16 protein-coding genes are annotated in these 20,169 nt (G+C 72.6%); 10 read left to right on the plus strand and 6 right to left on the minus strand.

Annotated features, from left to right (window positions below):
• The first annotated feature begins 136 nt into the window (after positions 1-136).
• The 4 genes from dnaE to ACZ601_RS31605 all read left to right on the plus strand — a co-directional run bounded on the left by dnaE (position 137) and on the right by ACZ601_RS31605 (position 7,346).
• Complete coding sequence (gene dnaE / locus ACZ601_RS31590) at positions 137-3,682, plus strand: DNA polymerase III subunit alpha (RefSeq protein WP_469544424.1); 3,546 nt, start codon at positions 137-139, stop codon at positions 3,680-3,682.
• A gap of 5 nt (positions 3,683-3,687) precedes the next feature.
• Positions 3,688-4,671 (plus strand): DNA polymerase Y family protein, encoded by a 984-nt coding sequence (locus ACZ601_RS31595; protein WP_469544577.1) that lies wholly within the window; start codon positions 3,688-3,690, stop codon positions 4,669-4,671.
• 218 nt (positions 4,672-4,889) lie between these two features.
• Complete coding sequence (locus tag ACZ601_RS31600) at positions 4,890-5,783, plus strand: esterase/lipase family protein (protein WP_469544426.1); 894 nt, start codon at positions 4,890-4,892, stop codon at positions 5,781-5,783.
• Between the two features lie 84 nt (positions 5,784-5,867).
• Positions 5,868-7,346, plus strand: a complete 1,479-nt coding sequence (locus ACZ601_RS31605) for a methyltransferase domain-containing protein (protein ID WP_469544428.1) — start codon at positions 5,868-5,870, stop codon at positions 7,344-7,346.
• Positions 7,347-7,388: 42 nt separating this feature from the next.
• Here ACZ601_RS31605 and ACZ601_RS31610 read toward each other — a convergent pair whose 3' ends face one another.
• A complete protein-coding gene (locus ACZ601_RS31610) occupies positions 7,389-7,922 on the minus strand; it encodes a ribonuclease FAU-1 family protein (protein WP_469544430.1) in 534 nt (177 codons plus the stop codon).
• The gene (locus tag ACZ601_RS31615) at positions 7,903-8,823 is read right to left on the minus strand and encodes a GNAT family N-acetyltransferase (protein WP_469544432.1); all 921 of its coding nucleotides are present in this window, start codon (positions 8,821-8,823) and stop codon (positions 7,903-7,905) included. Before ACZ601_RS31615 ends, ACZ601_RS31610 begins: the two co-directional genes overlap by 20 nt.
• 98 nt (positions 8,824-8,921) lie before the next feature.
• Here ACZ601_RS31615 and ACZ601_RS31620 point away from each other — a divergent pair, with 98 nt between their 5' ends.
• A complete protein-coding gene (locus ACZ601_RS31620; RefSeq protein WP_073739330.1) occupies positions 8,922-9,296 on the plus strand; it encodes a GntR family transcriptional regulator in 375 nt (124 codons plus the stop codon).
• Positions 9,297-9,531: 235 nt separating this feature from the next.
• Here the strand turns inward: ACZ601_RS31620 and ACZ601_RS31625 are convergent, their stop codons facing one another.
• Positions 9,532-10,647, minus strand: a complete 1,116-nt coding sequence (locus ACZ601_RS31625; protein WP_469544434.1) for a DUF5925 domain-containing protein — start codon at positions 10,645-10,647, stop codon at positions 9,532-9,534.
• A gap of 242 nt (positions 10,648-10,889) precedes the next feature.
• Here ACZ601_RS31625 and ACZ601_RS31630 point away from each other — a divergent pair, with 242 nt between their 5' ends.
• The 3 genes from ACZ601_RS31630 to ACZ601_RS31640 all read left to right on the plus strand — a co-directional run bounded on the left by ACZ601_RS31630 (position 10,890) and on the right by ACZ601_RS31640 (position 13,018).
• The gene (locus ACZ601_RS31630; RefSeq protein WP_469544436.1) at positions 10,890-11,699 is read left to right on the plus strand and encodes an SGNH/GDSL hydrolase family protein; all 810 of its coding nucleotides are present in this window, start codon (positions 10,890-10,892) and stop codon (positions 11,697-11,699) included.
• Positions 11,700-11,969: 270 nt separating this feature from the next.
• Positions 11,970-12,233, plus strand: a complete 264-nt coding sequence (locus ACZ601_RS31635) for a hypothetical protein (protein WP_073739333.1) — start codon at positions 11,970-11,972, stop codon at positions 12,231-12,233.
• Positions 12,234-12,409: 176 nt separating this feature from the next.
• A complete protein-coding gene (locus ACZ601_RS31640; RefSeq protein WP_469544439.1) occupies positions 12,410-13,018 on the plus strand; it encodes a TetR/AcrR family transcriptional regulator in 609 nt (202 codons plus the stop codon).
• 68 nt (positions 13,019-13,086) lie between these two features.
• Here the strand turns inward: ACZ601_RS31640 and ACZ601_RS31645 are convergent, their stop codons facing one another.
• From ACZ601_RS31645 to hmgA, 3 genes are all read right to left on the minus strand, one after another.
• Positions 13,087-14,310 (minus strand): type ISP restriction/modification enzyme, encoded by a 1,224-nt coding sequence (locus ACZ601_RS31645; protein WP_469544440.1) that lies wholly within the window; start codon positions 14,308-14,310, stop codon positions 13,087-13,089.
• Positions 14,311-14,647: 337 nt separating this feature from the next.
• Positions 14,648-15,433, minus strand: coding sequence for a GntR family transcriptional regulator (locus ACZ601_RS31650; RefSeq protein WP_469544443.1), 786 nt, complete (start codon positions 15,431-15,433; stop codon positions 14,648-14,650).
• 123 nt (positions 15,434-15,556) lie between these two features.
• Entirely contained in the window at positions 15,557-16,885 is a 1,329-nt protein-coding gene (gene hmgA, locus ACZ601_RS31655) for a homogentisate 1,2-dioxygenase (RefSeq protein WP_469544445.1), read from the minus strand.
• A 122-nt stretch (positions 16,886-17,007) separates the two neighbouring features.
• Here hmgA and ACZ601_RS31660 point away from each other — a divergent pair, with 122 nt between their 5' ends.
• Both ACZ601_RS31660 and ACZ601_RS31665 read left to right on the plus strand, forming a co-directional pair.
• Entirely contained in the window at positions 17,008-19,236 is a 2,229-nt protein-coding gene (locus ACZ601_RS31660; RefSeq protein ID WP_469544446.1) for a right-handed parallel beta-helix repeat-containing protein, read from the plus strand.
• Positions 19,237-19,337: 101 nt separating this feature from the next.
• A complete protein-coding gene (locus ACZ601_RS31665; RefSeq protein WP_469544579.1) occupies positions 19,338-20,120 on the plus strand; it encodes a hypothetical protein in 783 nt (260 codons plus the stop codon).
• The last annotated feature ends 49 nt before the right edge of the window (positions 20,121-20,169 follow it).

Genomic DNA, 20,169 nt, shown 5'->3' on the forward strand with positions numbered 1-20,169 from the left:
CTCGGGAGTTCCGCCCTCATCGAATCGTTGAATCGAATGAATGTGCGAACATTGAGTTAGGGTACTTCTCTCGATCGGGGTGAATCGGGATGACACGGACAGCGGAAAGGGGGGCCATGAGCAGCAGGAGGTGTGTATGTCGTTTACGCACCTCCGTGCGGCGAGCGGTTACTCGCTGCGGTACGGAGCCAGTCACCCGCAGGCACTGGCCGAGCGGGCTGCCGAGCGTGGTCTCGATGCCCTGGCACTGACCGACCGGGACTCCCTGGCGGGCGCGGTGCGCTTCGCCAAGGCGTGTGCGGGGGCCGGGGTCCGGCCGCTGTTCGGCGTCGACCTGGCGGTGCCCGGCGTACCGTCGGCCGGACCGGCGTCGGCGCGGAGGCAGCGGACCACCCCCTCCAGGGGCGGCGCGTTCGTCACGGAGGCACCGCAGCGCGCGGTGTTCCTGGCCCGGACCGCACGCGGCTGGGCCGAGCTGTGCCGTCTGGTGTCGGTCGCGTCGGACGGGGGCGTCACCTGGGAGGACCTGTCCTGCCCGGACGACGAGCTGTTCGTCCTCCTCGGGGCGGACTCCGAGGTGGGGCAGGCGCTGGCGGCGGGGCGGCCGGACCGGGCTGCCGTACTGCTCGGCCCCTGGCGCGAACGGTTCGGCGGGTCGTTGCGCATCGAGGCGTCCTGGCACGGGCGGCCCGGCACCGGGCCGGGATCGCTGCGGCTGGCCTCGCGCATGGCTGGGTTCGCCGCCGAGCAGCAGGTGGTCCCCGTGCTGAGCAACGCCGTGCGCTACGCCGATCCGGGCCGGGGCGAGGTCGCGGACATCCTGGACTCCGCCCGCCTGCTGGTGCCGATCGACGCCCGTGACGCGTCCCGGCTCGACAGCGGAGAGCGGTGGCTGAAGGACGCCGGGGAGATGGAGCGGATCGCCGGGCGGATCGCGGAGGCCGTGGGCGGCCGGGGCGGGGACGCGCGGCGGCTGCTCGCGGCGACGGAGGAGACGGCCGAGGCGTGCGTGGTCGATCCGGGTGAGGCGTTCGGGCTCGGCCGGCTGAACCTTCCGGAGCCCGAACTCGTGGGCGCGAGCGCCGAGTCGGCGGACCGGGTGCTCGCGGACCGGTGCGCGGCGGGCATGCTGAGCCGGGCCTACCACCGGGAGGGGAAGCGCTGGGACCGGCTGGAGAACGAGTTGCGGATCATCGCCGGGCACGGCTTCGCCGGGTACTTCCTGACCGTCGCGGAGGTCGCGGCGCAGGCCCGGCGGCTCGGCGTCCGGGTGGCCGCGCGCGGCTCCGGCGTGGGCTCGCTGGTCACACATCTGCTGGGGATCAGCCCGGTCGACCCGGTGGCGCACGGCCTGGTGATGGAGCGCTTCCTGTCCGAGCATCGCTCGGCCCTGCCCGATATCGACCTGGACGTCGAGTCCGCCCGCCGCCTGGAGGTCTACCAGGCGGTACGGGAGCGGTTCGGGGGCGACCGGGTGGCGACGCTCGCCGTCTACAAGACGTACCGGGCGCGCGGGGCGATCGAGGTCGTGGCCCGCGCCCGCGGCATGGCCCCGGACCGGGCGGCCCGGCTGGGCAAGGCGTTCCCGCACATCCGGGCCAAGGACGTGCGGGCCGCGCTCGCCGAGCTGCCGGAGCTGCGCGAGGTCGCCGCGGAGGACCACGGCCGGCTCTGGGAGCTGGTGGAGGCGCTCGACGAGCTGCCGTTCGAGGCGGCGATGCACCCGTGCGGTCTGCTCGTCTCCGACGCGGCGCTGGTACGGCGCACCCCGCTGGCGCCGACCACCGTCGAGAACATCGCCATGTCCCAGTTCGACAAGGAGGACATCGAGGACACCGGACACCCGAAGATCGACGTCATCGGCGTACGGATGCAGTCGGCGCTCGCGCACGCGGCCGCCGAGATCGAACGCGTCACCGGTGAACCCGTCGACCTGGACGATCCCGCCCAGGTGCCGCCGGACGACGCCGCCACGTACGACCTGATCTCCTCCGGGGACACCCTGGGCACCTTCCAGCTGGAGAGTCCGGGCCAGCGGGAGCTGGTACGGAACCTGCGGCCGAGGTCGTTCGGGGACCTGGCGCTCGACATCAGCCTGTTCCGGCCCGGACCGGTCGCGGCGAACATGGTGGAGCCGCTGATCAGCGCCCGCGAGGGCCGGAACGTGACCCGTTACGCGCACCGCGACCTGGAGGCGATCCTGGCCGAGACCGAGGGGCAGGTGGTCTACCACGAGCAGGTGATCGCGATCATGGTGACGCTGACCGGCTGCGACCGGGGCATGGCGGACGAGGCCCGCCGCGCCCTGTCCGTCCCCGAGCGGGCGGGCCGGGTCCGGGCCTGGTTCGCCGACCGGGCCCGAGGGCGTGGCTACTCGGTCCAGGTCGTACGGGACGTGTGGAAGACCCTGGAGAACTTCGGCAGCTTCGGCTTCGCCAAGGCGCACGCGGCGGCCTTCGCGCAGCCCGCCTACCAGTCGAGCTGGCTCAAGGCCCACCGGATGGCGGCCCTGCTCGCGGGGCTGCTCACGCACGACCCGGGGATGTACCACAAGCGGGTCCTGGCCGCCGACGCCCGGCGTCACGGGGTGCCGCTGCTGCTGCCCGACGTCAACCGGTCCCAGGCCGCACACATAATCGAACTGGTGTCTGGTAAGTGGGGAGTGCGGATCGGCCTCTCGCAGGTGCGCGGCATCACGGAGGCCGAGAGCGGGCGCATCGCGGCCGGGCAGCCGTACACCTCGGTCGAGGACTTCTGGGAGCGTGCCCGGCCCAGCCGCCCACTGGCCGAACGGCTGGCCCAGGTAGGCGCGTTGAGCGCGTTCGGGCCCCGCCGCGAGCTGCTGCTGACCCTCGCCGAACTGCACCGCTCGCGGCGCGGTACGGGTGGGTCCGCCGCCGGTCAGCTCCCCATGGCGGACGTGGAGAGCGCGGGGAGTGCGGAGGGTGCGGAGGGGGCGAACGGCTCGACGGACGCGGGGAACACCTGCGCCGGGCCGGACGGCGGTGGAGCGGTCACCGCCGCCGACGCCGTCGGCGCCACGGGCCTGCCCGCCATGAACGCGTCCGAACAGCTCGCCGCCGAACTCGACGTGCTCGGCATGGACATCTCCCACCACCTCCTCGACGAGCACCGCTCCCTGCTCGCCGACATCGGCGCGACCCCGGCCGCCGATCTGCCGGGTCTCCGGCACGGCACCACCGTGCTCGTCGCCGGTGTCAAGGTCGCCACCCAGACCCCGCCGATCCGCTCCGGCAAGCGCGTCATCTTCGCCACCCTGGACGACCCCACCGGCCTGTCCGACCTGGCGTTCTTCGAGGACAGCCACGGGCGTTGCGCCCATACGGTGTTCCACAGCGGTCTGCTGCTGGTACGCGGCACCCTCGCCCGCCGTCCGCCGCGCGCCTTCAGTATCACCGGCACGGCCGCCTGGAACCTGGCCGAGCTGATCGACCTGTACCGCGAGGGCGGCCCTGCCGCCGTCGCGGACCGCCTCACCCGCCCCGAGCCCACCCCGCGCAGCGCCGGGCCGCGCCGCACCCTCACCCAGCCGAACGGCTACGCCCTGCACCCTTGGGCCGACCTCCAGCCGCCCGGCACCCCCGCTTCCGCCGGTTTGCCCGCCCTCGACGTACTCGACGGACGGTCCTTCCACCACGCGAGCCCAGGAAGCGCGGGGTGACCGGGATGATTCTCTACCTCCACTTCGGCGCCCCGCAGCCGGACCCCGCGTACCGCCGGCTCCTGGACATGGTCGGTGAGTTCACCCCCGTCGCCCAGGCCCTGCCGCCGGACGCGGCCCTGGCCGACGTGTCCGGCAGCACCCGCTACTTCGACCGCGACGCCGCCGGGCTGGCGGCCCTGATCCGGATGCGCGCGGCCGCGCTCCACGGCCTCGACGTGACGGTCGGCATCGGCCCCAACCCGCTCCTCGCCCGGCTCGCCGCCCACCGGGGGGAGCCCGGCGCCATCCGTACGATCCCGGACGACCCCGAGGCCGTCACCCGGTTCCTCACCGGTCTCCCCGTCACCGCGCTGCCCGGCGTCGGCCCGGCCACCGCCCGCACCCTGGCCTCGTACGGCCTGCGCACCGCCGACCGGATCGCCGCCACCCCGCTGCTCACCCTCCAGCGCATCCTCGGCGCGGCCTCCGGGCGTGAGCTGCGCGAACGCGCGGCCGGCATCGACCCCAGCCGCGTCGCTCCCGGCGCCCCGCCCCGCACGGTCGACGCCGAACACCGCTTCGGCCGCGACGAGTCCGACGCCGCCCGCCAGCGGGCCGCCCTGACCCATCTGACCGAACAGCTCGGCGCCCGACTCCGCGACGAGCGGCAGACCTGCCGGGCGCTGACCCTGACCGTCCAGTACGCCGACCGTGCGGGGCACTCGTCGATCACCCGCAGCCGCACCCTGTCCGAGGCCACCGCGCACAACCCCCGGCTCCGCGCCGTCGCCCACGCGCTGCACGGGTCCCTCGGGCTCCAGCGGGCCCGGGTCCGCTCGCTCGCCCTGCGCGCGGGTGAACTCGGCGACGCGGCGTCCGCCTCCCGGCAGTTGACCTTCGGTCCCGACGACGACCGGTCGCGCCGTATCGAGGCCGCGGCCGACCGCGCCCGCGCCCGCTTCGGGCCGGGCGCGGTACGGCCCGCCAGCACCGCGGGGATGCGATGAGCGGCTGAGCGGCGGTGCGCCGCTGCCGAGGGCTGTCCGGAAGTCGCGGTTACCGCCGGTCAGTTTTTACCGACGCGTAACTTCCCAGGAAACGCTACTCGTGCGTAAGTTGGCATGAGCACGCTTAATGAGGCGTGCGGAACACCGTCAGAACTTGTGGTCCGGGCCGCAGGGTGCACAGACATCGCAACTCCCTTGAGCCGCAAGGAGAACACACGATGCTGCCCTGGACCCGTGCGCCGCGTACCCCACGAGCGCGCAGAACCCTCGCCGCACTGCTCCTCGCAGTCGCCGCGCTGGCCGCCCCCACGGCCACCGCCGCTGCCGCCGCCCCCACCGCCGCCACAGCCACCTCGCACGGCTGGAACGACTACTCCTGCAAACCCTCCGCAGCCCACCCCCGGCCCGTCGTCCTGGTCCACGGAACCTTCGGGAACTCGGTCGACAACTGGCTCGTCCTCGCCCCCTACCTGGTGAACCGGGGCTACTGCGTCTACTCGCTCGACTACGGGCAGCTCCCCGGTGTGCCGCTCTTCAACGGCCTGGGCCCGGTCGATAAGTCGGCCGGGCAGCTCTCCACCTTCGTCGACAAGGTGCTCGCCTCCACCGGAGCACCCAAGGCGGACATCGTCGGCCACTCGCAGGGCGGCATGATGCCCAACTACTACCTGAAGTTCCTCGGCGGAGCGCCCAAGGTGAACGCCATGATCGGGCTCGCGCCCGACAACCACGGCACCACCCTCCTCGGGCTCACGAAGCTGCTGCCGTACTTCCCCGGAGCCGAGTACCTGCTCAACGCCGGCACCCCCGGACTCGCGGACCAGGTGGCCGGATCGCCCTTCGTCACCAAGCTCAACTCACTGCCCGACACCGTGCCCGGCGTGCACTACACCGTCATCGCGACCAAGTACGACGAGGTCGTGACCCCGTACCGGACACAGTTCCTGGACGGGCCCGACGTGCACAACGTGCTGCTCCAGGACCTGTGCCCGGTCGACCTGTCCGAGCACGTGGCGATCGGCACCATCGACCGGGTCGCCTACCACGAGGTGGCCAACGCCTTGGACCCGGCGCACGCCACCCCGACCACCTGCGCCTCGGTCGTCGGTTAGGTCCTTCCGTCCGGCAGGTCCTCCCGTCGGGACCGGGGCTTCCCGTAATCCGCCGCTGTCAGAGGCGGATGGCACGATCGGTGCATGACGACGATCGACTGGGACTCCGCCGCCGATTCCTTCGACGAGGAGCCGGACCACGGGCTGCTCGACCCCGTGGTCCGGCACGCCTGGGCGCGACGGCTGGAGAGCTGGCTGCCCCGGGAGCGTTCCGAAGTCCTCGACCTGGGATGCGGCACCGGAAGCCTGTCCCTGCTCGTCGCCGGGCAGGGGCACCGGGTCACCGCCGTGGACCGCTCGCCGCGCATGGTGGAGCAGGCGCGCGCCAAGCTGACCGGCACGGGCACCGAGGTGCTCGTCGGGGACGCCGCCGCGCCGCCCGTCGGCAGACAGCGGTTCGATGTGATCCTGGCCCGGCACGTGGTGTGGCTGCTGCCCGACCCGGCGGCGGTCCTGCGGCACTGGTCCGCTCTGCTGCGGCCCGGCGGCAGACTCGTGCTGATCGAAGGCGTGTGGAACGGGGTCGGGCTGTCCGCCGGGCAACTCACCTCGCTGCTCGCCCCGTTCACCGAACGCATCCACCACGAACGGCTCTCCGGCGACCGCGACCTCTGGGGCAAGGACGTCGACGACGAGCGCTACGCCCTGGTCGCCCGCGCCGAACCACCACGCCGGCACACCGAGGTGGTGGACGTTCACCTGATCCTGCGGCGCGGCTCCGACGTCCTGCTCGCCCGCCGGGCCGGTACGGGCTACGCGGACGGGCTGCTGCACGCCCCGTCCGGGCACCTGGAGGACGGTGAGGACGTCCGCGAGGGCATGATCCGCGAGGCGGCGGAGGAGATTGGGATCGCGCTGGAGCCGCAGGAGCTGCGGGTCGCCCTCGTCATGCACCACCGGGGGCCCGGCGGCAGTCCGCGGACCGGCTGGTTCTTCGAGGCGGAGTACGACCCGGCCCGGCCGCCGTACAACCGCGAGCCGGACAAGTGCTCGGAGCTGGCCTGGTTCCCGCTGGATGCCCTGCCGGACGACATGGTGGCGTACTGCCGGGCCGGGCTCGACGGCTACCGGGCGGGGGAGCGCTTCCTGGTCCACTGGCACGAGGACGGCGACACCGTCGCGTACGAACCGCGCGGCCCCCGTCGCGCGGTCCCGCTGCCGGCCGGCGGCGTCCGCACCGGCCGGGTCCACCACATCGAGCTGTGGGTGCCCGACCTGGCGGTGGCAGAGGCGGGATGGGGCTGGCTCCTCGGCGAACTGGGCCATGTCCCGTACCAGCGCTGGGCGCACGGGCGCAGCTGGCGCCGGGGCGACAGCTACGTGGTCGTCGAGCAGTCGCCCGACCTGGTCCCCGGAGCGCACGAGCGGTGCCGTCCCGGCCTCAACCACCTGGCGTTCCACGTGGCGGACCGGGAGGCCCTCGACGCGCTGGTGGCCCGCGCTCCGGAACACGGCTGGCGGCTGCTCTTCCCGGACCGCCATCCGCACGCGGGCGGCGAGGGGCACGTGGCCGCGTACCTGGAGGACGCGGCGGGGTACGAGGTCGAGCTGGTGGCCGGCTGAGGCGCCCCGGGGGAGGACAGGGGGAGGACCGGCGCGGGGTGCTCAGCCCAGCAGGCCGGTGAACCCCTCCGGCGCGCGGGCGAGGCGCTCCAGCTCGTCCAGCGCCGCGACGGCGGCCCGCGCCGCCTCCGGATCGCGTCCGGCCAGCCCGCTCTCCTCGAACTCGTCCTCGTCCAGGCGCAGTACGTCGCAGTGGTCCGCCGACACCCACAGATCAAGATCCAGGTCCTCGACGATCAGCTCACCGTCCCGCAGCACGGACGGGCGGGTCACATCGCAGTACCAGCCCTTGAGTTCACCGACGCCTGTGCGGACCTCCTTCACCGCGAACCAGGCGTCGCGCCAGTAGTGCTCGGTGAAGACGTCACCCGGTTCGAAGCGTACGAAGCCGAAGTCGCGGACCCCGGGGGCGGCCCAGGGCGCCCGCACCGTCACCCGGGTGCCGTCGTCGGCCACCAGGGCGGCGGGATAGCGGATCTTGGTCTTTCCGGCCTTGACCAGGACGACGGTCAGTCCGGCGTCCGGTCCGGTGCCGGGTCCGGCGTCCGTTCCTGTGTCAGCCGAGCTTGCGGACATGGCGTACCTCCGTGGCACAGATCTCGTAGCCGAACCAGCGGTTGACCGCCAGCATCGGACCGTTGTCGGCGTCATTGCCGGTGTAGGCGTCGGTGTACCCGGCGGCGCGCGCCCGGTGCAGCGAGTCGTTCTTGGCGAGCTTCGCCAGCCCTCGGCCTCGGTACGCCCGCCGGGTGCCGGTCATCCCCGACCAGTAGCGGCCGGAGCTGTCGCACCGCGCCGCGCTGAACGCCGCGACCTCGCCGTCGACCACCGCCACCGAGGTGAGGCGCCGGTCGAGCCCGGGGTCGGCCCAGGTCCCGGTGAGCCACTCCGCGTAGTCCGACGGCTGGGCCGGGGTGTCGCTCGGCTCGTCCGCCGTCGTCTCGGCGTCCGCCTCGAAGAGCGGTCGCGGATCGTCCTCGAAATCGGCGCCGGTCCGCAGCTCGACACCGGCCGGGAGCTCCTGACGGGGCGGCAGCGTGCCGCCCGCCAGATCCAGATGCAGGAAGTGCGCCGGGCGGCTGGGTTCGTAGCCGTGCCGCTCCGCGAACGCCCGGTCGCGCGAGGTGTCCAGCACCCAGGCGTAGACCTCGCTCGCACCGGCCAGGGCCAGATACTCCTCGGCCGTGCGCAGCAGCAGGGAGCCCGCACCCCGGCCGGTCCGCTCCGGATGGACGTGCGGATTGCAGGAGGCCTGACCGGGCCTGGGGCTCTCATGGGCCAGACCGGCCTCGACCGTCCCGATGATCTCGCCGTCCTCCTCCGCGACCAGCAGACGGTACCGCCGGCCGGGATGGGCGTTCGCCAGACTGAAGACCACCGCTTCCGGGGTGGTCACCAGGAACGGGAGCGCCGCGCGTCGCACCCGTACCCAGTCCTCGGCGTCGGAGGTGCGGAAGTCGCGAACGATGACAGTCATGCGGCGGACCGTACCCGCAGGCACCGCCGGTGTGCCCGTGATTTTCGGGCGGCGGGGCGGGCACCGGCGGCTTCGGGCGGTGGGGGGAGAATCGGGGCGTGACTCTGAAGATCTCCGTTGACCCGGATTCCGGCGCCGCCCCGTACGAGCAGCTGCGCACCCAGATCTCCGAACTCGCCCGCTCCGGCGCACTGCCGGTGGGCTACAGACTTCCGACCGTACGCGGCTTCGCCGAGGAACTGGGCCTCGCCGCCAACACGGTCGCCAAGGCGTACCGGGCGCTGGAGGCGGACGGGGTGATCGAGACGCGCGGGCGCAACGGCACGTTCATCGCCGCCGCGGGGGACGCGGCCGAGCGCAACGCGGCGTCCGCCGCCCAGGAGTACGCGGAGCAGGCCCGGCGGCTGGGCCTGTCCCGCGCGCGGGCGCTCGCGCTGGCGCAGGACGCGGTGCGGGCGGTGTACGCGGGGTGAGGGCGGTGAGGCCGGTTGTGCGGGTGCCGGGGCGTCCGGCGGGCCGCTTCGTCCTCAATCGCCGGACGGGCTGAAAAGATGTCCTCAATCGCCGGACGGGCTTGAATGTGCCCTCGGTGGGCTTGGACGTGCGCGCGGCGGGCTTGAGTGTGCCCTCGGCGGGCTTGAACGCGCGCGGCGGGCTTGAGTGTGCCCTCGGCGGGCTTGAACGCGCGCGCGGCGGGCTTGTGCCTGGTCAGAGGTACAGGCCCGCGTCCGCGCCCGAGTCCTGCTTCGGGACCGAGGCGGGGCCCGTGCCGCGGTGCAGGGCGTACAGCTCCGCCAGGGTCGCGCCCCCGGGCGAACCGTCGTGGCCCAGGCCCTCGTCGGTGCCGAGCCAGGCCGCCGACTCCTCGCGGGTCAGCGGGCCCACCTCGATCCGGGCCAGGCAGCGGCCCGGCCGGACGACCGCCGGGTGCAGGCGTTCCAGGTCCTCGTTGGTGGTCACCCCGACGAGCACGTTGCGGCCCTGGCCCAGCAGTCCGTCCGTGAGGTTCAGCAGCCGGGACAGCGCCTGACCTGCCGTGTGCTTGGCCTCGCCGCGGATCAGCTCGTCGCAGTCCTCCAGGAGCAGCAGCCGCCAGCGTCCCTTCGCCGTGCCGTCGTCCTCGCCGATCGCTATGTCCATCAGGTAGCCGACGTCGTTGAAGAGCCGTTCGGGATCGAGTACGCAGTCGACCTGGCACCAGTCCCGCCAGGACCTGGCCAGGGTGCGCAGGGCGGAGGTCTTGCCGGTGCCGGGCGGACCGTGCAGCAGGAGCAGCCGGCCGGCGATGTCGTCCGGGGTGACCTTCATCAGGCCGTCCATGGCATCGGCCACCGGCGCGGTGTAGTTGGCGCGCACCTCGTCCCAGGCGCCGGCCGTGATCTGCCGGGTGGTGCGGCACGGGCCGCGGCGCGGCGACAGGTGCCAGAAGCCCATGGTCACGCTCTCGGGCTGCGGCTCCGGCTCGTCCTGGGCGCCGTTCGTGGCCTCGTCGAGCACCTTCCGTGCCAGCTCGGGGGAGGTCGCGGTGACCGTGACGTCGGCGCCCCGGTTCCAGCGTGAGACGAGCAGTGTCCAGCCCTCGCCCTCCGCGAGCAGGGCGCTGCGGTCGTCGTCACGGGCGGCGCGCAGGACCGTGGCGTCCGGGGGCAGCAGCGTGGCCCCGCTCCGGACCCGGTCGAGGGAGGTGCTGTGGGAGTACGACTGCTCGCCCGTCGCGAACCGGCCGAGAAACAGAGCGTCGACGACGTCGGACGGGGAGTCGCTGTCGTCGACGGTGAGCCGGATCGGCAGAGCTGACTCGGGGGTGGCAGACATGGCGCCCATGATCCGTCACCCGGGCACCCGGCGCACCCAGGTTTCACCACTTCCCGCAGCGTGGGCCGCTGCCGCCGGACGCCGCGATCCGGCACCCGCGCGATCCCCCGGTGCGCCGGGGTGACGCGCCCTCAGCGGACCGGCGCCAAAAGCTCATCCGATGGACTTGGCATGCACACTTCCGGAATGACTCTCCCTGCTGCTACCACGTAGGTGGCAGAGATCCTGCTGGTCGGTCCAAGGGAGATTCCATGAAAATGTCCAGACTCGTGGCGTTCTCGTCCTCGCTCCTGTTCGGTGCCGTCATCGCCCTGACCGGGGCCGCCACCGCGAACGCCGCTCCGTCCGTCCAGGCCGTCGACTACGTCGCCCTCGGTGATTCCTATTCCTCGGGGGTCGGCTCCGGCAGCTATATCGGCTCCAGTGGGGACTGCAAGCGCAGCACCCTCGCCTACCCCTCGCTCTGGGCGGCCGCCCACTCGCCCGCCTCTTTCGCCTTCACCGCCTGTTCGGGGGCGCGCACCGGCGATGTGACGGCCGGCCAGCTGGGACCGCTCAACTCCTCCACCGACCTCGTCTCGATCTCCATCGGCGGCAACGACGCGGGATTCTCCGACGTCATGACGACCTGTGTCCTCCAGTCGGAGGCCACCTGCCTCAACCGCATCGCCACCGCCCGCGGTTACGTGGACTCCACGCTCCCCGGCAAGCTCGACACGGTCTACGACGCCATCCACGCCAAGGCCCCGTCCGCCCATGTCGTCGTCCTCGGCTACCCGCGCTTCTACAAGATCGGCGGCAGCTGTGTCGTCGGGCTCAGCGACAAGGTGCGCACTGCCATCAACGGCGCGTCCGACTACCTGAACGCGGCCACCGCCAAGCGGGCCGCCGACCACGGCTTCACCTTCGGTGACGTCACGGGGAAGTTCACCGGGCACGAGATCTGCTCGGGAAGCGCCTGGCTGCACAGTCTCAACGTGCTCAACATCGGTGAGTCGTACCACCCCTTCGCCGCCGGGCAGTCCGGTGGCTATCTGCCGGTTCTCAACTCGGTCGCCTGACGCCCGCGCCGAGACCCTTCCGCCGGGAGGGGGTTCCGCAGGCCGGGGCCCTCTTCCGGGTGCGTTCCGGGCACTCCCCGCAGATCGGTTCCGGGGGGCCCGGTCGTCGGCGCTCTGTCCAACTCGCCCTGGAATCGGTAACATTCGGTGAACCGTCGTCAACCTCCGTATGTGTGTGCTCAATCCTGTGCCCGGGATACACGAGTGTCGCCGCGGGGGGATAGGGTTAACCTGCCCGGGTCGGGTGCCCTCGTACGGGTGGGGAGTGACATGGAACAGATAACGGTGCGAAGCAGGCCGCGAGTGCCTGCTATTACCTGCGGGACAGGGGCGACGAGTTCGCGCCTCGACCGCCATCTCGCGGTGCTGGGCGGCCCTGTCGTCCCGCAGCGTGATTCCGCGGAGGCGACGCTGCTGATGCGCGAGCTGACCTCGCGCGACGCCGCGCACACGCGTCGGAGCAAGAGCGCGCGGGTCTCGCTCTTCGCGCCTCTGCGACGACTGCGACGCTCGCTCTTCGGCAGCCGCCGCTGATCCGACGGCCCCGGTCCAGGTATCGCGCCGCTGCCCGCTCTTCCGTCATCCCCGGAGTCGGCAGTGGCGCGTCGCCATGTCCAGGTGAGGCTCCGGAGCCGCTGCCGGCGCCTGCCTGTGGGTGGCCGGGCGGACGTCGAGGTAATTCGGCGCCGAAATACTTCTACACTGGCGGCATGCCCGAGAAGCGAGCCGCGCGTCTGAGCCCCGACGAGCGAAGGGCGCAGCTGGTATCGATTGGCGTGGACATGCTCGCGGATTGCTCGCTGGACGAGCTTTCCACCGATGACGTGGCGCGCCGCGCGGGTATCTCCCGGGGGCTGCTCTTCCACTACTTCGACTCCAAACGCGACTTCTACCGTTGTGTGGTGCGGCGGGAGTGCGACGATTTCGCCGCGGCCACGGACCCGGACCCCTCGCTGGAGCCCGTCGCCTGGCTGCGGTCGTTCATCGCCGGATTCGCGGCGTACGTGACGGAGCATCGCAAGGTCTATCTCGCGCTGGTCCGAGGCGCGGCCGGCAGCCATCCCGCGGTGGAGGACATCGTCGAGTCCACCCGCGCCACCCTGGCCCGGCGCGTGGAGGAGGGACAGCGGCGGCTCGGGATGCCGGATTCACCCCGGCTGCTCGTCGCCGCACGGGCCTGGATGGCCTTCGCGGAGGAGGCCGTCACCAACTGGCGGCTCGACGAACCGGACGCGCTCGCGGAGCTCGGCGCGTTCCTGGAGTCGAGCTTCGTCTCGCTGCTGGGCGCACTTGACCGGCCGGCCGCACTGCCCGGCTGAGCGGGGCTCACCGCGTGACCGCGTGACCCTGTGACCGCCTGGGCGGTCGGGACCGGCCCGGCCCGCGCTCACAGCAGTGCGAACTGGCCGTCCGGCCCCTCCTCCTGGAGACCGAGTACGGAGGCGGGCCGCCGTGCCCCGGCCGCCACCGGCAGTACCCCCGCCGCCCGTAGCTCCCGCACGCCGATCCCCGCGCCTGGCCCCAGCGCGTCCTGCCGGGGCCGCAGCTCGGCCAGCAGGGCGAGCAGCGTGATCAGTTCCAGCAGCTCGGACGTCCACTCCTGCGGCCAGGCGGACGGCCGTACGGCCTCCAGGCCGTCCGCCTCCGCTCCGGCCACCGCCGTCCGCCGCTCGAACCAGAGCTCCAGCATCCGTACGCCGCCCACCCGGAACTCCCACGCCCCGGCGTCCACCGGCGAGATGCGGCCCGTCCCGATCCGCAGCACCTGCTCCTCGGCGTCGTAGGACAGCTCCGGCGGGGCGGGCGGCACGGCGGCCCGCACATACGGGCGGCGCCCGCCCGGCAGCCGGGGCCGCTCCCCGCCACGGGCCCCGCGCAGCTGGAGCCGCAGCAGCTCCCGCCCCAGCTCCACCCCCGCCGTCCAGCGCGCGGTGTCCGCGGGGAGCGGCACCACGCAGCCGGCCGGGGAGTGCCGGGCCGCCGCGAGGATCCACGCGAGCACGGACTCCGGGGAGACCGCGTCCCCGTGCCGGGCGCGCAGAAGCGCGAGCAGTCCGGGCGCCAGATTGGGTTCGAGGCCGCCGGGGCGCCGGTAGAGCGGCCGGATCCGGCCGGGGCGTCCCGCGGGGGAGTGCCCGTCGGGGAGCAGCGCCGTCACGGACAGCGCGGGCCCGGTGTCCTGCGGGATCCGGCCGTGCTCGACGAGAAACAGCTGGTGCTCGTCGGCCACCCGCCACAGTTCGGGCCGGGCCGCGTCTATCAGCCGGTGGTCGGGGAGCAGCCACTGCTCGTCGTACGGGCCGTGCAGGATCCGTACCGGCTCCGGGCACGGGCCCGGCTCGCGGGCGAACCGGGCGGTGCCGGTCATCTGTCCGGGCAGCGCGGCCACCGCCGTGTGCGGGGTACGGGAACGGGTGGGGCCGAAGAGCCGGTCGCGCTCGGCGTCCTGGGCCCGCGCGAGCCGTTCCCAGCGGGCCCTGAGCGAGGCCGCGTCCGGGGCCGTCACCCAGGCGCGTCCGGTCCTGAGCGGCCGTACGGACCACGGCATGAGGTCGTCGAGTCGCGGGCCGTACGGGTCCTCGCCGGAGCCGGCCGCTGCCGGAGCTGCCACCGTGTCGTCCTCCCCGTCGCCACGCCTGCCGCTTTCCCCGGCATCGTAACGGCGCTGCCGGACCCCGCGTCAGGGCGCCTCCGTGCGGGTGCCGGGCGGGGTGTCAGTGCGCCTCCGTGCGGCTAGGGCCTTTCGTTTGGATCAGGCTGGGCTCGCGTGCCCTGGTGCCGTACCTCGTGGCGTTGTCGTCAATCAACAACTTCCCCGAGCTCTCGGCTTCGCTCGAGCAGGGGAGACCCCATCGCGTTGCCTCAATCCTCCGCCTTGCGATGCACGGCACCAGGCCCCGCTCCCTGATCCAGCCTGATCCAAACGAAAGGCCCTACCGGGCCGGGTGTCAGTGCGCCTCCACCGTGACCGAGAACGAGAACCGGTCGCCCCGGTAACGGATCTGCGCCACATCGACCACCCGGCCGCTCTCGTCGTACGTCACGCCCGTGTAGTACAGGATCGGGCTGAGCAGCGGGACCCGGAGCAGTTCTGCGGTGACCGGGTCGGCCAGTCTGGCCTCGACCGTGTCGGTGATCCGGGCGATCCGGACCCCGACCCGGTCGCGCAGCACCTTGGTCATCGGCCAGCGCTCCAGGTCCGCCGGGTCGAGTGCGGCCGCGACCTCCGGACGGAGCCAGTTCTGCGCCCAGTTCGTCGGCTCGCCGGAGTCCTCCTCGCACCGCAGCCGCCGGTAGCCGACCACCTCCGGGCAGCCGGGGAAGTGCTCCGCGACATCGCCCGGCACGGCGAGCGGGCCGTGGTCGAGCAGCGTGGTCAGCTCGCCCGACTGCTGGGCGACGATCGCGTCGATCGAGCCGAGCAGCCGGACCGGCGAGACCCGGCGGGCGCGCGGCTCGATGAACGTGCCGCGCCGCCGGTGCCGGCTGATCAGCCCCTCCGTCTCCAGCTCCTTGAGCGCCTGCCGCATGGTGAGGACGCTGACGCCGTAGTGCGCGGCGAGCTGCTCCTCGGTCGGCAGCCGCAGCGTGGCGTCCGGCGTGCGGCCCAGTATCGAGGCCCGCAACGACTGCGAGACCTGGTACCAGAGCGGCAGTTTGCGGTTCAGAACCAGCGAATCGGGTGCGAAGGCGGCCCCCTGGGGCGCGGGGGGCTTCAGAGGGGTCTGAGACACCGGGTCACCTGTATTCATCGTCACTGGCACGGCTGGCACGGCTGGCACGGCTGGTACGGGGAGACACCGCCCCGTGGCACCGGTACGGGACACTGCCACGGGGGACCGGCGCGAAGGGGTCCGCTACGGATGGAAGTTGCGGCTCAGACCCTGCCACACGTCGTCGTAGCCGTGCTGAAGATGGCCGGCGGTGGTGGCCTGGCCGGTCGCCGTGACGGGCCAGCGGGTCTCGAACATGAAGGCCAGACCGTCGTCGATCTTCTGCGGCTTCAGCTCCGCCGCGCTCGCCCGGTCGAAGGTCTCCCGGTCCGGGCCGTGCGCCGACATCATGTTGTGCAGCGAGCCGCCGCCGGGCACGAAGCCCCCCTTGCCGGCCGTCTTCGCGTCGTACGCGCCCTCGATCAGGCCCATGTACTCGCTCATCACGTTGCGGTGGAAGTACGGCGGCCGGAAGGTGTCCTCGCCGACCAGCCAGCGCGGCGCGAACACCACGAAGTCGACCCCGGCCAGACCGGGGGTGTCCGAGGGGGAGGTCAGCACCGTGAAGATCGACGGGTCCGGGTGGTCGTAGCTGACCGAGCCGATGACGTTGAACCGGTGCAGGTCGTAGACGTACGGGGTGTGGTTGCCGTGCCAGGCGACCACATCGAGCGGGGAGTGGTCGTACGTCGCGGACCAGAGGTTGCCGCAGAACTTGTTGATCACCTCGACCGGCCGCTCCACGATCTCGTACGCGGCGACCGGGGCGAGGAAGTCCCGTGCGTTGGCGAGGCCGTTGGCGCCGATCGGGCCGAGATCGGGGAGGGCGAAGGGCTGCCCGTAGTTCTCGCAGACGTAGCCCCGCGCGGTGGCATCGAGCAGTTCGACCCGGAAGCGGACGCCGCGTGGGATCAGCGCGATGTGGCCCGGTTCCGCGCGCAGCAGGCCCAGTTCGGTGCGGATGAGGAGACCGCCGTGCTCGGGGACGATCAGCAGCTCGCCATCGCTGTCGCTGAACACCCGGTCCGTCATCGCGGCGTTGGCGTGGTAGAGGTGCACGGCCATGCCGTTGCGCTGCCCCGCGTCGCCGTTGCCCCCGAGCGTCCACAGGCCGGCCAGGAAGTCGGTGCCGGGCGCGGGCTCCGGGAGCGGATCCCAGCGCAGCCGGTTGGGATCGGGGACGGTCTCGGTGAACGGGGCGGTGCGGACGGCCCCGTTGTCGATCCGGCGGAACGGCGGATGGGCCGCGGAGGGGCGGATCCGGTAGAGCCACGAGCGGCGGTTGTGGGCCCGTGGCTCGGTGAACGCCGAGCCGCTCAGCTGCTCCGCGTAGAGCCCCAGGGGCGCGCGCTGCGGCGAGTTGCGACCGTGCGGCAGCGCCCCCGGCGCCGCCTCCGAGCTGTGCTGATTGCCGAAACCGGCGGAGTGCTCCAGCCCTTCCGCCGTCTTCCTCGCCTGCTCGATGCCACTCATGTGCGCTCCCGGTGCCGAAGGAATCCTATGGGTAACCGTAGGAATCATAGGGAGGCGAGTCAACGGCATTCGTCGCGCACAGGGGGGTTCCAAAAGTTGAACAATGCTCTACTCTCCGGCACATGTCGTGGACACGTAGACTCCTGGCGATCCTGGCGGCGCTCGCCGCCGTCCTCCTCGTGGCCCCGGCCGCCCAGGCGCACGAGGAACGTCCGGTCACCCTGCCCGACGGAACCGGCAGCGTCCCGGCGCACCGCGCGGGCGAGCCCGACCTCCTGGTCTGCAAGAGCGACCGGGCCGACTTCGAGCACCGGATATCGGGCTTCCCCGACGCCCTGCGCTCCAGGAACCTCAAGCTCTTCGACCGGTGCCAGAAGTCCGGCTACCGCCACCTCCAGCAGGCCGTCGACGCGGTCACCGGCCCCGGAAAGAACATCGCGATCCTGCCGGGCCTCTACGAGGAGGAGCCCTCCCTGCCGGCGCCCACCGGGGAGTGCTCCCGGCTGAAGGCCCCCGACTCCCAGCTCGGCTACCAGATCCTGAGCTACGCCCAGCAGGCGAAGTGCCCGCACAACCAGAACCTGGTGGCGATCCTCGGCAAGAAGGACCTCCAGATCGAGGGCACCGGCGCCGAACGTACGGACGTCGTCATCGACGCCAAGTACCGCAAGCTCAACGCGATCCGGGCGGACGGCTCCGACGGCGTCTACTTCAAGAACTTCACCGCCCAGCGCACCACCTTCAACTCGCTGTACATCCTGGCCCAGGACGGCTTCGTCATCGACGACGTGCTGACCCGCTGGAACGACGAGTACGGCTTCCTGACCTTCGCCAGCGACCACGGCCTCTACAAGAACTGCGAGTCGTACGGCAACGGCGACTCCGGCATCTACCCGGGCAGCGCCTCCGACATCAACGACGGTTACGGCTACCGGGTCCCGCGCTACTCGATCGAGATCACCGGCTGCCACAGCCACCACAACATGGTCGGCTACTCCGGCACCGCGGGCGACTCCGTCTACGTCCACGACAACGAGTTCGACCACAACATGGGCGGCGCCTCGATGGACAGCGCCTTCCCCGGCCACCCCGGTCTGCCGCAGAACCACGCCCGCTTCGAGCGCAACCTGATCCACGACAACAACGCCGACTACTACCCGTACGTCGCCGACGGCACCTGCGCCAAGCCGCCGGTCGAACGCGGTTACGAGAACGGGGTGGTCTGCCCGCAGATCTCCATGCCGCCGGGCACCGGCATCATCACCGCGGGCGGCAACTGGAACATCTACGAGAACAACTGGGTCTACGGGCAGCGGCGCGCCGCCTTCTTCCTGAGCGCCGTACCCGCCTTCATCCGGGGCGAGAGCGCGCTCGGCAAGCAGACCGACACCTCGCACCACAACCGGTACGCCAACAACCACCTCGGCACGGACAAGGCAGGCAACGTGCGGCCCAACCGCACCGACGTGTGGTGGGACGGCCAGGGCGACGGCAACTGCTGGCAGTCGGACGCGGGTCCCTCCACGCCCCGCTCGCTGCCCGCCTGCGGTGACGATCGCGGCGCGGTCACCGGCCGCACCGACCGGCTGATGGGCGAACCCGTCAAGCTCGCCCAGCTGCTGGTCTGTGCCGACTACAACGTGCAGGCGCGGCGGTTGCCGGCCGGCTGCGACTGGTACGGCGCACGCGGGATCGAACGCATCGAGCTGCAGGCGGCCCTGGGCATCGCGCTGGTGCTCGTGCTGGTCGGCGGCGTGCTGTGGTGGCGCAGGCTCCGGTCGAGCCGGCTCGCCACGGCGGCCTCCGTCCTCGGGCTCATCGGCCTCGGTCTTGACGTGGCCGGCTCGACCATGGGGCTCGCCGCCGGCTATCTGCCCGCTGTCGCGCTGCTGCTGACCGGGCTGTGGTGGACGGGCATCGGCCTTGTGCTGCGGCGGCGGGGGCGGCCGGGGCTGGGCTGGACGACGGTCGTGCTGGGCGCGCTCACGCTGCTCGACGCGCTGGACAAGGGCGTGTTCATGATCCCCTGGATCCCGCTCAGCCCCGCCTGGGTGCGGGGACTCCTCGGCGTGGTCTGGGTGGTCTGGGCCGTGGTGGCCGCCGCCCGGCACGGCGAACGGGAGGCCGGGAGGGCGTCGGACGGGGGCGACGCAGAGGGTGCGGGTACGCAGCCGGGTGCGGACGGTGGCGCGGGTGCGGAGCAGGGTGCGGACCGGGCCTCTGACGCGGCCCCGGGCGGAGCCCCTGACCGGGTTCCCGCTGCCGGTACCGGCCGCGCGCCCGCCCCCGCGCCGGACGGCACCCCGCCACCGGCTCCGTCCGACCCCGCCACGGAGGGAGACGCCTCGTGACACACCTTCAGGACCACACCCAGGGCGGTCCGCGGGGCCGCACCCACGATCAGGCAGCGGCTTCCTCCCGCCCGCGGCGGGGCCTCAGGGCCGCCGTCGCCGTGCTCGCCGCCGCCACACTCGTGCTCGGCGCGGGTGCCTGCGGCGGGCGGGCGACCACCCACCACAAGCCGGGCACCAGCCACGAGCAGGCCACCGGCAGCGTCGGCCGGCTGCTGTCCTCGGACGACGGCTCCGGTCACCGGCTGCGCCAGGTCGACGCCGAGGGCGCGCCGGAGGTGACCGTCGCCGTGCGGCCCGACTCGGAGGACGGCTGGAACGTCCACCTCTCGGTGCGGAACTTCCGGTTCACCCCGGACAGCGTGGGCGGCGGCGCACTCCCCGGCCGGGGCCACGCCCGCCTCTTCCTCGACGGCCATCCGCTCGCCCGGGTCTACGGCACCTGGTTCCACCTGCCGGAGTCACTGCTCCGGGGCGCCGGGGGCGGCACCGAACTCACCGCCCGCCTCTACGCCGACGACCACACCGCCTGGGCCGTCGGCTCCAAGCCGGTCCAGGCCACCACCGCTCTCACCGCCACTCCGACGACCGCACCCGCCACCACCCCCGCCGCACCCGACCCCGGCACCACGCTGGAGATCTCCGTCCACGACGGCAAGGTCAGCCCGGTGCCGGGCCGCGCCGAGATCAAGAAGGGCCGGACCGTCCGGCTGAAGGTCCGCAGCGACCACGACGACACCCTTCACGTGCACGGCTACGACAAGGAGGCGCGGCTGCCCGCAGGGCGGACCGTCACCCTCACGTTCACCGCCGACCGCACCGGCCTCTTCGAGGTCGAGACACACGAGTCCGACCTGCTCCTGACCCAACTCGTCGTACGGTGACCGCCGGTCCGGCCGCTTCGGCCTATCTGGCCGGTCCGGCCGATCTGGC

The organism is Streptomyces sp. NPDC104307, from assembly GCF_055584045.1.

Coding starts and splice junctions, on each gene's coding strand:
- ACZ601_RS31625 (WP_469544434.1), bottom strand. CDS start 10,647: ATGGGCGCCATGTCTGCCACCCCCGAGTCAGCTCTGCCGATCCGGCTC.
- ACZ601_RS31635 (WP_073739333.1), top strand. CDS start 11,970: ATGGAACAGATAACGGTGCGAAGCAGGCCGCGAGTGCCTGCTATTACC.
- ACZ601_RS31660 (WP_469544446.1), top strand. CDS start 17,008: ATGTCGTGGACACGTAGACTCCTGGCGATCCTGGCGGCGCTCGCCGCC.
- dnaE (WP_469544424.1), top strand. CDS start 137: ATGTCGTTTACGCACCTCCGTGCGGCGAGCGGTTACTCGCTGCGGTAC.
- ACZ601_RS31595 (WP_469544577.1), top strand. CDS start 3,688: ATGATTCTCTACCTCCACTTCGGCGCCCCGCAGCCGGACCCCGCGTAC.
- ACZ601_RS31640 (WP_469544439.1), top strand. CDS start 12,410: ATGCCCGAGAAGCGAGCCGCGCGTCTGAGCCCCGACGAGCGAAGGGCG.
- ACZ601_RS31605 (WP_469544428.1), top strand. CDS start 5,868: ATGACGACGATCGACTGGGACTCCGCCGCCGATTCCTTCGACGAGGAG.
- hmgA (WP_469544445.1), bottom strand. CDS start 16,885: ATGAGTGGCATCGAGCAGGCGAGGAAGACGGCGGAAGGGCTGGAGCAC.
- ACZ601_RS31600 (WP_469544426.1), top strand. CDS start 4,890: ATGCTGCCCTGGACCCGTGCGCCGCGTACCCCACGAGCGCGCAGAACC.
- ACZ601_RS31630 (WP_469544436.1), top strand. CDS start 10,890: ATGAAAATGTCCAGACTCGTGGCGTTCTCGTCCTCGCTCCTGTTCGGT.
- ACZ601_RS31610 (WP_469544430.1), bottom strand. CDS start 7,922: ATGTCCGCAAGCTCGGCTGACACAGGAACGGACGCCGGACCCGGCACC.
- ACZ601_RS31615 (WP_469544432.1), bottom strand. CDS start 8,823: ATGACTGTCATCGTTCGCGACTTCCGCACCTCCGACGCCGAGGACTGG.